The 14,473-nt window shown below is 58.0% G+C and carries 6 protein-coding genes; 3 read left to right on the forward strand and 3 right to left on the reverse strand.

The genetic code is table 11. The features are described 5' to 3' along the window. Positions 1 to 332: 332 nt before the first annotated feature. The 3 genes from ACNQPL_RS08845 to ACNQPL_RS08855 are packed head-to-tail and all read right to left on the reverse strand — an operon-like array spanning position 333 to position 7,013. Positions 333 to 5,441, reverse strand: a complete 5,109-nt coding sequence (locus tag ACNQPL_RS08845) for an RHS repeat-associated core domain-containing protein (RefSeq protein ID WP_416466470.1) — start codon at positions 5,439 to 5,441, stop codon at positions 333 to 335. Between the two features lie 18 nt (positions 5,442 to 5,459). After that, a complete protein-coding gene (locus ACNQPL_RS08850; RefSeq protein ID WP_346616224.1) occupies positions 5,460 to 6,461 on the reverse strand; it encodes a hypothetical protein in 1,002 nt (333 codons plus the stop codon). 21 nt (positions 6,462 to 6,482) lie between these two features. Beyond that, positions 6,483 to 7,013 carry a hypothetical protein gene (locus tag ACNQPL_RS08855; protein ID WP_346616225.1) on the reverse strand — a complete coding sequence of 177 codons (531 nt, stop codon included), beginning with the start codon at positions 7,011 to 7,013 and terminating at the stop codon, positions 6,483 to 6,485. Positions 7,014 to 7,234: 221 nt separating this feature from the next. Here ACNQPL_RS08855 and ACNQPL_RS08860 point away from each other — a divergent pair, with 221 nt between their 5' ends. Genes ACNQPL_RS08860 through ACNQPL_RS08870 form a run of 3 tightly spaced genes read left to right on the forward strand, consistent with a single transcriptional unit; the run spans position 7,235 to position 14,453 of the window. Then, complete coding sequence (locus ACNQPL_RS08860; RefSeq protein ID WP_416466471.1) at positions 7,235 to 9,040, forward strand: hypothetical protein; 1,806 nt, start codon at positions 7,235 to 7,237, stop codon at positions 9,038 to 9,040. 41 nt (positions 9,041 to 9,081) lie between these two features. Continuing rightward, positions 9,082 to 11,589 (forward strand): hypothetical protein, encoded by a 2,508-nt coding sequence (locus tag ACNQPL_RS08865; RefSeq protein ID WP_416466472.1) that lies wholly within the window; start codon positions 9,082 to 9,084, stop codon positions 11,587 to 11,589. Beyond that, entirely contained in the window at positions 11,586 to 14,453 is a 2,868-nt protein-coding gene (locus ACNQPL_RS08870) for a hypothetical protein (RefSeq protein WP_416466473.1), read from the forward strand. Before ACNQPL_RS08865 ends, ACNQPL_RS08870 begins: the two co-directional genes overlap by 4 nt. The last annotated feature ends 20 nt before the right edge of the window (positions 14,454 to 14,473 follow it).

A 14,473-nucleotide genomic window follows, 5' to 3' on the forward strand; every position in this document is an offset into this window, starting at 1 on the left:
GGAGGGGTGGGTGAATTTGCCGGCAAATCAGGTTTGAAGGGAAAGGGGGCCGCAGAGCGGCCCCGGATTCATCAATGATGCAGAGATTTATCTCCTCCCCCGGTGTCAGGATAGACATCATGGGTTATTTGGTGCGCTACAACCTCAAGCGCCTCCACAGCTACAACGGCTATGAGACCCCGGTAGCCATGGAGGAAAAGCTCAGGGCAGCGGCATGAACCTTAACCGGTGTCCAAAATTACTTGACCAGCTCAATGGGTACCGTGCTGCTGAATCCTGATCGAACAACAGCACGTGAAGCAAGCCGCATAGTTGGATGGTTGACGCGACAACTACCTTGAAGAACGCCGGCTCAATGTGCCATGTCCTGCGTTATCCCCCGGGAATCTGTTGAACCAACGAAAGTTGACACGTCGCAATCCCAAATGGTCGACAAAACTGGTCGTATCGATGCCATTTGACGCTACAGACGGTGCAGGACTTGGCGGTGGACTTGGTGGCCGATCAACAACAACGCTCTCCACGGAATTTGATCTCGAGCCAGCGGAACTACCATAGTCAACTGAAGGCTCTGATGGGGTGAGGCTCCCCCGTGAACTAGCTGGGGGGGATTGGCTGGCGATGCTATTTTGGCGCGACACGACCGGCGATGGTGCCGGCGTGGCCGCACGCGATGGTACCGGCGTGGCCGCAGGCGATGATATCGAAGGGGTGTCTGTAGGGCCCGGCGCTGCACTCCGTCCAGCCCTCCACTGTTTAACCCCCTTGCTGGCTCCCGCAAAGAGCATTGTCGAACCGGCACCGAGCAAGAATCCGCCGACGGCGTTCAAGATCATTGCTTTCGTCGGATCCTCCTCCCGGGCCGCAAGCATCGTTGCCGTCGCGCCGCCCGCAACAGCCAGAACGCCGAGCACCATCGCACCCACCGGGGGGAGAAATACAGTGAGTAGAGCTCCGACAGCAAAGCCTGCAATCCCGGCAATGATCGGCAAAATTGTTCCCCAGATGCTTGGTTTCTTAGGCTCCTCCATCGGGTCGATATAGGGGGGTTTCGGATCCCTGCTCGGTATCGGCGAGGACCTGTGGCCGGTCGGGTCGCGCCAGTTCACCGGATTGCCCAGGGCATACAGGTAGGGGTTCACCCCCACGTCTTCCTGAGGCAGCGAATCGGGGCTGTGGAAACGCATCAGCCCGGGGTTGTAGGCACGGTAACCACGCCCCAGCAGGTACCAGTCGAGCTGCTGTTCGCGTACTTCCCCGTTGAAGGCCAGCAGGCTCTGCAGCGTGTCATCGTCACCGCGTTCACCATACAGGCTCAAGTGCGCCTCGCTGACCCCGGCGGCACCATACTCGGCAGTGACCGAAGCGGCGTTGTCGGTCAGCAGCAGGCGCGTGTCTTGCGGTTTGGCCGGGTTCTGCAGCCCAAGCGGGTGAGCATCGCCGTGCAGGTAATGGGCCTGTTCGCCGCCCTGGCTCACTGTGCTCAGGCGGTAGCCTTCGTAGCGGCGCAGTTGTTCGGCTTGTTGATCGTGGGTTACGCCCACCAGATGATCGTGCCCATCGTAGCGGTAACGCGCGATAACAGTATTGCCATCCTTGCTGCTCACCTGCTGCAGGCGCCCGTGCTCATCGTAGGCGAGCCGGCGTCCCCACTCATCGTTGTCTTGGTTGCCATCAGCGTCATAGGTGAACGTCTGCGTCGGCGGGTAGTCCGGCTGCAAGGTGTGGGTCAGCACACGCAACTGGAACATGTCGTGGAGGTCGCCCGCGCTCGCGGCGCCGTAACTGAAGCGGGCGTCATCCGTTTCGCGGTCACTGAAGGAAGTTTGGCAGCGGATCAGGTTGTTCCAGTCGTCGAAGCGGAACACCTGGCTCGTGATGGAACGCCCGGCCCGGTTACGCGGCAGGTAGGCCTCGGCGTCGTTCTCGTCGTCGAGCGTATAGGTAACTTTGTCCAGCCGGTTCAATTTGTCATAGCGGAACGTTTCGAGTAGGCGCTGCTCGCCGTCTCGCAGCGTGGCGCGGCTGTGCAGCAGGTCGTCGTCACGCCACACCGTTTTCACCGTGCGCGTGCTGCCGTCATCCAGCGCCACGCTACGTTCGCATTCACGTCCCAGATCGTCATAAAGGACGGTGCTGATGACCTGCCGCTTACTGATGCTGTCAACGGTGGTGGTGGTATGCAGGCGCCCATCCGGGTCATAGGTGAATGTGGCGTTGAGGTTGCCTTGCGTCGTTTCTGTCAATCGCCCTGCTTCGTCATACGCGTGCCGGGTCAGGGGGCCGTCGCTGATCTTGCGCTCTATCGGGCGGCCCTGAAGCGATGCAGTGTGGTCGATGTGGTAGTTCCCGGCCGATTGTTTGTCCGTCCAGGTTTCCTTGAGCAGGTACCCCTGGTCGGTATAGACATAGTCCCGCTTGCCAGCGGCGTTGTCTGCCAACGTGATCGCCGCATCGGGGCGGTCGTAACCGAAGGTGGTTTCGTCGTTGGCGGCCTTTGCGTCCTTGAGGGTGATCGAAGTTGGCTGCTGGGTCAGTTCGGGTGTGTAGGCATACTTGAGGGTGCGTCCCGAGGCCTTGTCACGTTCGTCGACCAGCGTCATCTGGCCTTGATAGCGGAAGGTCTCGGTCCGGTTGCCGACGGTCAGGCTGGTGAGCCGTTCCAGGCCATCGAACGCGCGCTTGCAGACAATGCTGCTTGCCCCACCGTTCGCGGGTGAAAGTTCCAGTTCGGTGGTCAGCTCATTGGTGCTGTGGCTGGCAAAGCGGCGTAGCAATAGGCTGCCATCGGGGCGTTCGGTGCTGGCCATGCGGTCCCACACGTCGTAGCTGAACCGCGTGGTCTGCTCCAGTGGTGGTGCCTGCAGGTCCAGTGGGTCACGCAGTTGCTGCACCTCGCGCACGCAACGGCCAGCCCCGTCGTAGTGGTAGCGCTTGCTGCCCACCAGCTGGCCGTCGAGGTCCAGGCGACGGTCGCTGAGCGGTTTGTCGAAACGGTTGAATTCAGTGCTGACAAACTGCCGGCGCTTGCGTGGCCTGGCTTCGTCCGAGCGCTCCTGCCAGTGCTGTACGACGAACCCTTCCTCGCCGAAGGGCGAGCGCTCAGTGCATGCCACGATACCGTCCGGCAGCAAGCTGGTGACGCGGTTGCCCCAGCCGTCATAGGTAAAGGTGCTGGTCAGCGTGCGTGTATCGCTTTCCAGGTAGTCGTAGGAGGTTTGCGACTCGACCCGGCCTGCGCTGTCGTACACGGTGGTCTGCACGTCGTGCCAGTTGCGCTGGCCAGTTTGCTCATCCTTGGTTTGCCGTTCCTGGCGGATGGGGCGGTTATAGCCATCGAACCAGGTCCGGGTGACCACGCCGTTGACATCTTTCGCGGTTTCGTTCGCTTTCGCGCCGAGTTCATAGGTGTATTCCCGGGCGGCTGCGTTGGCCGTGCCGGGGGCGATGATCTCGGCCGTCAAGCGGTTGAGCACATCGTAGCGGTAGTGGGTTTCGACCTTGTTGAAGTCCTGGTCGCGGCACAGCAGGCCGGTATGCACAGAAACCGCACTTGCGACCACCCGCTCTGCCAGGTCATGCCCCTTGAAGGTCTCGCGCATCTGCAGCAGGGTCTTTTGCTGGTTGTCGTTGTCGACCAGCGAATGGAAGAACGTCGATGTCGCAGTCTTGTCCTTGGCTGCGTCGCTCGGGTGCTTGAGTGTCAGCACCTGTTGGTCCAGGCGGCCATGCAGGAATGCATTGTGGTCGCTTTCCTTGAGGAAGCGGCGCGTGGTGTTCTGCAGGAGTTGCTCGTGGTCGTCGTCCACCTGGAACAGGTCTTCCTCATCGGCCGCCAGGAAGCCCGTGGCCCCGCTTGACCCGCTCAGTGCCGGCACGTGCTGGTAACGGTAACGGGTCTGCAGGGTGGCCGCCTGGCCTTCGCCATTGGCGGCCGGGTGCACGGTGCTGGTCTTGCGGCTGCGGGTGAACAGCTGCGGGTCGGGCGGGCAATCGCTGCCCTCGCCAGTATGCGGGTAGTAGGTGTGCCGGGTGTGGATCGTGGTTGCCAGGGTGGCGCCCTCGTTGATCGCATCGCCCTGGTACACCGGCGCTGCGGCCTGGGACTCCAGGGCCAGGTTGCCATGCTCGTCGTACTGGGTGATGACCACTTCTTCCCGTAGCCGGCTGGCATCTTCCTTGATTTTCCAGCGCTTGAGCTGGTGCTTGGGCAGCTGGAAGGCGGCCGGCTGCAGGTCGAAGCTGGCGCTGGTTTCGTGGTAGACGGTCTCGACCTCTTCGACGCAGGTTTCGCGCCGTGGCTGCGCGGCGTGTTCGTCGTAGACCTCATGGGCCTGCTCGGTCGTTTGCAGGGTCAGCAGGTGGAAGCGGTTGAAGCTGCGGGTGATGCTGCGCAGCGGCGTATCGCCAGCGAGGTAAGTGGCGGTCGAGCCATAGCTGAACTGGGTGCCGGTGAACTGGTAGAGGTTGTCTTCACCGTTGTCGCGCCAAGTGATGCCGCTGCCCATGCCGAGGAAATTGTTGCTGGTGTAGGCGTAGGTGGTGACCATGTCGGGCTGGTCGAAGCCGGGCTTGATGGTGTGCCTGGTAACCCGGGGCAGCGGGTCACGAGCGTTGCCGGGGAAGGGGTGGCCGGCATCGTCGTAATCGATGGTCTCGACGCCGCCCACCGGCGTATGCACGTCGGTCAAGCACACCACACCACGTACCTTGTCGTAGCCGAGCCTCCAGCTGGCCTTGTCGTCGCTGGGCAGGACGATGGTATGGGGCAGGCGTACCGCAGGGGTGAAGCGCTGGTCGAGTTTGATCGTGTAACTGGCCAGCGGGGCGCCGCCGGGGCCGGAGTCGGGGTGCAGCTTGAGGCTGATTTCAGCGCTGGTATAGTCGATGGCCAGCAGCGCGAGCCCGGTGTCGTCCTTGATGCCGACCAGGCACGGGGCACCCTGGAAATTGCTGTAGCTGAGGGTGATGCCATGGCCCGAGGGCGCCTCGACCCGGGTGGGCAAGGCCACGCGATTGTTGCTGGGGCCTTGCAGTTCGAGCAGTTCGACCAGGCCGGCCTTGTGCTCGACGCGATAGCCAGTGCCGTGGTCATGGAAGTGAAAGCTTCTGAGCTTGCGCTCCTTGAACACCTTACCGGTGCCGTCGCTGGCGTCGCCGCCGGTGACTTTGAAGCTTTCACCGGTGTGCAGGTGCAGCAGATTGGTGGCGGGGTCGTATTGGCTGAGGTTGAGCGTCCAGCCCATGCCAAAGCCCGAATCCTGGATGTTCATCGGGTTGAAGCCGATGCGCAGGGGCAGGGACGGGCCGCTGAGGTTGTTGGCGACCAGCTCCGGCAGCTCGATGGCCAGGGTGTACTGGCCGGTGCGGGGGTCGACGCTGTTGTTGAGGAAGCTCAGGAAGTTGAAGGCGTTGGAGGCTGTATTCGTGGTGATAGTCATGGCAAGTCAGCTCCCTATTCATTGTGCCGTGGCGCAGCGGTAACGGGTTGGCCCGTGCTCATCATCATCATGAAAACGGCCGACAAGGAACTCCCCGGTGGGGCAGACGTAACTGCTACCACTCTCCTTTTGTGATTTCGACCAACCGTCGGACCAGAGAACCGACAGTTTCTGATCACCGTTTTTAAGTTCGCTACACAGATAGCGGGTCTCGCCATTTTCATCGTTCCAGTGATCCCGGCCGCTCATGACGGTGTCGGGGGGGCACATGAAGTAAATACCATCGCTTTCAACGAATCTTTCTTCCCATTTGTCATTGCTCCGTGAAAGATCAGTCGAACCCTGCTTGAAGGTCGCGCAGGTATAAGTACTTTGCTGTTCTTGTTCATCGCCCCTGTGCCCGCGCCCAATCATTACTTGATTGAGACCACACTTGAACTCGTCTCGTGGTTTTAGACCGCCATAGAAGGTGCTTTCATTAAGTGTCGCCGGCACAGGTGTAGGAGGGGGGGTAGTGGACGAGGTGATCACACGCACGCAGGAAGTGCTATCCCTGGCAAGGTTGGATTGCTTTACATTTTTGTCAAGCATTTGCAGGCCGGGAGAAATAATCTCGTCCTTGGGGTAGCTGACCAGGTCATCGAATTCGTACCAGTCGCTGGAGGTTAATTTCCTGGTGGTGCGGAGTTTAACCCAAAAATTTCGGGTGTCGTCACCTTCTGCCTGGCCTTCCTGAGTGCCGCAACCGTAACCATCGGTAATAAATATTTGCGCGGCGGATGGAAGCCCATCGAATTTTATCCTGCGCGGTTTTATCTCTTTGCAGTCGGAGTCGGGGAGGTTGAATTCGTACTGCACGCGCTTGCCTGTGCCTTCGCCGGGAACCGTCAGTGAACACTGCGCGTTGTCTTTGTCGAGTATCAGTATTGTGCCCTCTTGCGCCGCAGCATACACAGCTTGCGGAATGTTACTCAGCAGCAATGGCAGCGCAAGGATACCAAGTTTTATTGAGATCGGCATGATGAGGTCTCGGGTGCTGGTTTAGAATAATTTGCTGCAATGGTATCTGGTTTGATCGTTTTCATCGCCGAAGCGGGACATGCCCCAAAGCACTTCGTTTTTGAAGCAGGGCAAATCGTGGGCGTTTTCGCGGCCCTCTCGAGTGCTGGTATGTGTTGGAACCAACGGCTCTTCCCAGCTATCCCGGACTTCCGCGCAGTACAGCCAGTAGTCCGAGTTCTCATCCCCCTTTCTACCTCGGCCAGTCATGACTTTGGGGAAAGGACATGCGCCGCCACCGTAAGGAATGATAATCTTTTCCTCATTAAACGTTTGGAGTTGACTGCCTTGGGTCACGGTTCCGCATAAATACCCTGTAGCGCCATTTTCGTCCTTATAGTGTTTGCGCCCTACCAAAACTTTGTTGCTCGGGCATCTGTAATCGTGATCTGATTCCTTTTGCGAATTGGACCACTGAGCGTCCGGTTGTACGGTTGCAAGCGCAGCATGCGCTGTGTTGGACAGCAGGAATAGAAAGGCTGCAGCGGGTAGTAAGTGCCGTTGAGTGTTCATCAAGCTTCCTCGTTGGTGCAGTAATAAGTTCACCAGCCGAGTCTAGCGAAAGGCTCAATCTGCGGCAGCTAGCAAAAATGCTAGGTACCTGGGGTGAAAACCGGAGTCGCGAAGTATCACAACCTCGCGATCGATGCCTACCTGTTATTTTTGTCAGTAGGCAGCGCCTGGGGCAAGCGATAGCGTGTGGGCATCACTCACCGAGATGCCGAGCTGCATACATGAATACGCACCCAGCCGCTAAGCGGATCAACCTGGATCCACACCCGCGCCCAATAATTGAAGGCCTCACGCCGTACGATGAGGTTGATCTCGATAAGCTGGGGTCTGACGATCTAGTTCTGTATATAACGTACGACACTATCGCCGAAGGTCAGACCGTCCGAGTGGATTGGGTTGGCGCGGATGAACACGGTAATGCAGTCAATTTTTCCGGGCCTGTGGATATTGACGGAAGCAATTTCGATCCCACGACCCGACTGGCACGTATTGCGGTGTCCAATGCATTCGTCGTGGCGGCTACCAATGGCTATGCATTTGCGGGTTTCCAGCCCACGCAACCGCCCTTGGAACAGTCAATGCGCGCCTTTTGCTTCGTGGGGGTTCGTCCGCGTCGGCTTGAACATATGCCGGTGGCCCAGGCACCGCAGTCACACAATCTGTACCTTGACCCCGATTCGCTGGGCAGTACCGGTGCGACTTTCCTGGTGCCGGCGTATCAGGCCATGCGAGAAAACGACAGGGTGACGCTGACATTCGTCGGCTTTGAAAGTGACGGCACTGAAGATGAGACCTGGTCAAGGCCGACGAACGTGACGGCGGAACAGGTAGGGCAGGTATTGCGTTGGCAAGTGCCTGCCGGTCAGTTCGACTTCATCGCGGGGGGGTACGCTGAAGTCCATTATGAGATCGCGTTTGCCGATCTGCCGGCAACATTGACGTCACCTACGCAGACCTTCCGGATCGGTCCGGTACCCGTTAACCCGCCACGGCTCCCACAGCTTGAAATAGAAGGTTATTCAAGCGGTCCGCTCGACCCGGCACTGTTTCCCAATGGCTTGGTATTGCGCGTGCCTGCCAATGCAGAACTGATGGTGAGTGACTGGTTGTTGCTGCATTTCAATGATGTGTTTGGCGAACAGCAACTGCGCATTGACTTGAGTGGCCTTGAAAGTGGCGTGATTACTTTCAGCCTGGCCGCAGAAAAACTGCAGGGCCTGGATCGCATTACGCTGGGCTATCAAGTCGCGCGGGAAGGGGTTGCGTACAGCGCGACAGTGCGGCAGGTCGACTTGGTCGTTCGTCGCGAAGATGCGCCGTTGAACGTGTTGTTCGCGGTAGCTGAAGGGGGCGACGAGGCGTTCAATGCAAAGCTACCGGCGATCTCGGCAAGTGCAGGGGCGTATATCGACCTGTCCGGCATCGAGTTGAAAGATTCGGAGACGCTGGAAGTTTACTGGGAGGGTCGCTCCGAACTGGGTAGCAAAAAATACGTGTTCGACGAAGTGCCCACAGACCCCTTGAATATACCGCCAGTGGCCGTTGCCGCCAACATGGAGATAGGCGATACCAGTGTAAAACGATTCCCGGTCTACTACAGGATATTGCCCGTGGGGCATGAATCCAAGAAGTTGCATTTGCGCATTCTTCCTCTGCCCACGGCCAACTATTCCACACTGCAGTGCAGTCCGCGCAGGGGTACCGAATTACACCTGACCGATATCGTGGGTGCGCACGCTGATCTAACGCTGGCCAACTGGCCATTCATGAGTGAAGGGCAGCACCTGGTAATTGTCATGGTGGGTAGTGTCGGCGGTAGTTCCAGACCTTATCTCATCCGCGACTCGGCTATCACCCAGGCTGAAGTGGATGCGCGTGTTGTCACGGCGGAGTTGTTGAAATCGATACTAGGCGGCTTGGATAATAACACGCAACTCGAGTTCAACGTAAGTGTTGATTTCGAGGGAGAAGGGGGTGAGGGCAATTGGACACAATTTCCACGGATGTCATTGACGTTGCGCAAATAAGTAGGCGCGCACATCGGTAACTCAATATTAAAGGTGCCATCATGAAGAAAAAGGAAACGCTGGAAGAGTTCGTGGACTATCTAAAGGAAAAACCGCGGACGCTTGGGTATGATGCCATTCTCGCCTATGATCGTTTTAGGGCCAATAGATTATTGCTCCAGGAATATATCGACCGTTTCGACAGTGGCCGCTATTTCGAGCCCCTGACGTTTAGCACCACCATCACACCGGGTGCGCAGTGGGAAAAGGTAATTGACCATTTGCTGGATAAACCTCGGCTGTCGTTCGAGAACTCCAGCATTGCGCATTCACGCGCAGACTTGACCATGCGAATCAGTGGCGGGAAACAACTGACCCTAAGCAGGGGGGCAGGCGATAAAGTCAAGAAACTTATCCGAGTTAAAGAGGCCGATGCGCTCGATGGCCCCGCCTTGCACATGCGGATTGCGTTGGACGCTAGCCCGGGAACAGTGTCCAAGGCCGGTACGGTGTCGATCGACTTGAAGAAGGCTGATTACTTCTACCTGAGCTTTGCCGATACTGACGAAGAGAACCTGATTGGAGGCGCGCGCTATAAGAGAATTTTCGATAGCTGGCCGGATGAGAAGAAGATTTTTGTCTTGAATGAGATGCCGCTTAAAGAGAGCGACTTCCTGCAGCCGGAAACATTTTCGGTTCGAACCCATCCTGCACCGCTTGGCCGTTTAAGGAGCTCAGACCAATACGGCGAAGGTGAGGTTTTGCTTTTCGTTACAATGAAAGGTAGCGACAACTCGGATGCTGGTATACCCGGCGATGATGAGAGCATGCATTATCTACTGCCCGATGCGGCAGAGCCTTACACGATGAACCTGTTGCTAGGTAACAAATTCCTGATCAAGCGACTGGTGACACGTGGTATCGAAAAGCTTGAACACCAGAAAGTTCCGTTTGCGGCCAGGTATATTGGCGATGGAAAGGAGGCTTTTGTCACCGGTATCCAGGCGACAGCGGGGCAGCTGAACATTCCTGTGACAGGGGCAACGCCGAATCTCAGTGAAGTTTCGTTCACGCAAGGGCTGGCGCTGAATTTTGTAGGGGGCGGTGGGGACGGATATACACGATTCGATGTCAGGGCCGTTGATGGAAAGCTCAAATTTGAATGGTTTGGCAAAACTGAAGTGCCCGTCGTCCTCACCCCAAAAATTGGTGAGTTCCCAAGGCGTGGGAATGCGGTCTACCGTTGGGAATACGAGGCAGACTACCAGTTCGTTGTCGAAACGAGTGGTGAAGACATGGGTGAATTGAGGCTCGAGCGGGTCGGGACGCCTAGGCTTCGTCAAAAAATGGCGCCCGATCAATGGTTGGCGATGGGACAAGGTCACCCTCTCATAATGGAAGAATTCGTCGACTTTGGTGAGGCGCAGGTAGCCCGTTACCTCAACGAAACGATCGAAACCATCGTCACTGTGGCCGCGGATATCGACGCATTCCGCCTTAACGGCTTGCTGTTCCGCAGTGGCAAGGAGGCTGCGCAACCATCGGCTGTGCGTTTCCCTGGCGATTTGACACTGCCTGGGTACCTTTCACCGGCACGCACGCAGTTCGAGGTCGTGCCGATCGAACCCGTGGTGATGGCTGGAGGTAAGCAGCAGTTCAGTACTACGTCCGGTTCGGGCGCTTCAATGACATGGACCGTGGAGAATCTGCCAGGTGAGGCAGGCGAGGATCCCGGTTCGATCAATGCGGCAACGGGTGAGTACACGGCCCCGGCATCCAGCGCCGTGGTGCGTGGCAACAAAAAGGTCATTGTCACCGCCACCAGTGGCACGAACTACAGCAAGGCGCTGGTCAGCATCACCCCTCGCAGCATCGCGGTATCACCAATGGTCATGCAAGCCGCTGCGGGTGGCAAGTTCAAACTATCGGCGGCCACATTGAATGCAGAAAGGGTGACCTTCAGCCTGTCAGCCGGTGCCAAAGGCACGTTGCAAGAAGACCCTGCTCCTGATCCGTCGGTACAGCAAAGCATGCTCTATGTCGCCCCTGTGGGAGATCGCAGGCATGGGGTTGTTCCGCGCAAGAGTGAAACGTGGCGAGGTCATCGTGCGACAGCGGCGTGGCGCAGTGAAGACGATCTGGCGCAACTACTGGCAGTCGAGACCGTTGATGTTTCCAGTGCATCGGGCAGTGGCCAGGAGCAGATTCCGATATTGCTGCCATTGCAGAATGAAACCAACTGGTTCACCCACCACGTTGAAGGGAATGGTGTGCGGCTTAAGTTCTGGGGTACCGGCAAGAGTGGTGATTATGAAGTACCTGCCGAGGACACCACCTGGTACTTGGTGCTTGGCAACGGTACGTTAACGGATGGCCTGTATACCCCGACCGCAACGGATGGCAAACCCTTGAGCCGTTATGCCGTAGTGGCGGCGATTGAAGACGATAACAGGTACTGGCTGTGGACGTACACCATTTTGCCTATCCCTTTGATCACGCCTGAGTTGTTGGTTGAAAAACTGACGGAAGCGGAACAAGACGCAGCGCCTACCCAGAGGAACGGGCAATGAAAACCAACTCCAAGACTGAATTACTGGAGCGTTTGGCTCAGGGCAATGTCATGTTCGGCTGGGGCGCCATCCTGGCGTTCGACCGCGACCAGGTCAACCGCATGTTGCGGGAACAGTACTTGGCAGCGTTCAACGACCTGAGCTTCCTATTGCCATTCAGCAATGAAGTCGCCATTGGCGAGGTCGAACGCGCAAGCTTGAGCGATATCGTGCTCGGTGCGCCGCAGGTCTCGTTCGAGCATGCCACCTTTACCAACGCCAAGGCCACGGTCAGGCTCGGTATCCTTGCGGGTACTTATTCCACGACCATTCACCAGCCAGGTAGTCCGCCCTACCTGGCGCGCAGTGAGACGCTGCGTGAAGACATGGGCCTGGTGCTCGAAATGTCTGTTGAACTGGGTGTGCGAGTGGGCAGCGTGGACGACCGGGGCAAACTGATGCTGGACCTGTCGGTGGGTGATCGATTCAGCTGCAACCTGGGGTTGAGCGACGATGCGAGGCTGGCGATCGGCGCCAAGCTGGGGGAGCAGATCAAGGCGCACCCAGCCTACAAGCAGCTCTATAGCTTCGCGATGCTGGATTTCAGCGACTATGGGCCACTGAGCCCGCGCAGCTTTCAGGTGCGAACCCAGCAGGCGCCTGAGGGTAGCCGCCCGCATTCGGCCCAATATGGCAATGGGGCGATTGTGGTGTTCAGCCAGCTGCGCATCAACAAGGAGCCCGGCATCATGCCGGGGAACCCCGATACCTATCCCTACCTGATACCTGATGACCTGACTGTGCAAGGCACTTCTGCCTATAGCGCGACGGCATTGATCGCTGCACCGTTGCGCCATTTCGTCGATGACCAGCAAGCGCCAGGCATCTTGCGTCAGCTCAGGTTGCCCAATGCACACCAGGTCAGCATGGCGGATCGTCATGACCCGCTGGACCATGTGATTTTCGGCGGCATCGAGCCCACTGCCCTGTCATTTTTCGTTGAGCCGATGCAAAGCGCCGTGTTACCGGACGGCCGCCAGCCTTTCATCCTCGATAACCAGGGGCAAGCGGTAGCAGCAAGATGGGAGGCTGTCGATCTCACTCTGCCGCTGTCGACCGGGAGCATGGTCAATGGAACCTACCAGGCATTGCCGGCTGAGAAGTTCAGGCGCGACCAGCAACTGGTACTGGTATCCGGGCGTTTCTCTTCTGCGGCCGGGGAGCAGATACGCACCGGGTTGCTGGTCGAATCTCGGCAAGCGGTGAACGTGCTCCCTCGCGTGACTACCTGGGCAGCTGGCATGGGGGACATCAAGTTGCGTGCCGGCTCGGTAAACGGCGGCGATTTGACTTGGGAACTGATCCAGGACGATGGGCATGTTCACGGTGAGCTGGTGCCTGACCCCGAGCAACCCACCTGGCGGATATTCAAACCGTTCGAACCGGATGGGTACGTGCCTGAAGTGCGCCTGCAGCGCATCCTCGTCACTGATAAGGCGACGAACACCAGCGACACGGCAACGGTGGTCATTTTTGCCTATAAGCAAACCCTTAACGTGACGCCTTATCATGTACCCGTGTTCAAGGGGCACGAGCCGATTGCATTCAAGTTGCCAGCAGATGATCACGCCGATGCGACCTGGAAGGTCTTTGGCGAGGGCGAGGTTGACGACAACGGTGTGTATTACCCGCCCAGCCAGGCCAAAGCGCCTGTCAGCGTGGTCATGGCCGATATCAATGACAGGTTCACCGGTTATGCGATTGTCCAGCACACTTATCAGCAACCACCCATCAGTTGGACCGAGCTGGAAAAATTTGAGATTAACGTGCTGGGTGAGCCCGTCTGCCTGGCCAATGGCATGCAGCAAATCAGGGTGGAAATCGTGGTAGAAACCGCGGAGGTCGAGATTGGTGGTGTCAAATATCCGATACCGCTGACACCGACCGAGCTCTCCAGCCTGAGGCTGGTCTACCGTACCGGCAATGCCGAGGTGGAGTTTATCGATGCGGACCAGGAAGGCCTGCAACCTGAAGAGGCGAAATGGGCCACCCACGTCAGACCAAACCGTTTCGATCCGTACGGTAGTGCAACATCCAGCGAGTCGCCGGACGTGCGCTCCGAAGGGTCACGCGCCGTCAGGCACCTCTGGGTTCAGAGCGGCATAGTGGGTACGGAAGAGTTCTACGCCAAGTTCCAGTCTGACAACGACCTGTCGTGGGATTCGCGTGAAAAACAAGGCTTTCTCAAGGTCACTGCCCTACAACCCCCGAGACCTGGGCCAAACGATTACACGCTTACCCGTGAGCGCGTGTTCAATGGCCGGGGCAGGATTCTCGACCCGGGAAATGGGGCACCCAAGGATGAGTTCAGCTACATGCTGGACTCCATCGATTACTGGACCCTGGCTTATCAGGACAGACTGCAAACCATCAAGTTCGCCACACTCAAGTTGGAGGGTGGCGCAGCATCCGTGCGTTGGGAAAGCGAGCAGGTGGATGAGGTGTTTTTCAGTTATCTGTCCTGTGGCTTCAAGGAGTTGCCGGTTCCGGGGCAATCGGAGAAGCCTGCCGAACTCAAGGAGGAGGCGATGCTTACTGCCATGGCCAATGCGCTCAAATACACCGGCATCAAGACGGGGTTGATCCCAGGCAAGGAACCAGGGCCGGGAGAATTGTTGATCATGCTGCATCGCCTGGACAGCATGCCTTTCTGGAATGACGCCCAGGCAGGCGAGGATGAAACGAAGAAGTTCAGAGAGGTGCTAGACAAGCCCTTGATGCTCGTACTCTACGATCAGCGAGGAACACGGCATCGGTTGCGTATCGGCTTCCCGGAACCCACCGTTGAAGACAGTCGCAACAGCCTGGTGCTGTCCGTTCAATAAATTGCACCCGCCTCGTCAAG

Origin of the sequence: Pseudomonas sp. LFS044, assembly GCF_047978245.1 — a bacterium.
Taxonomy (GTDB): domain Bacteria; phylum Pseudomonadota; class Gammaproteobacteria; order Pseudomonadales; family Pseudomonadaceae; genus Aquipseudomonas.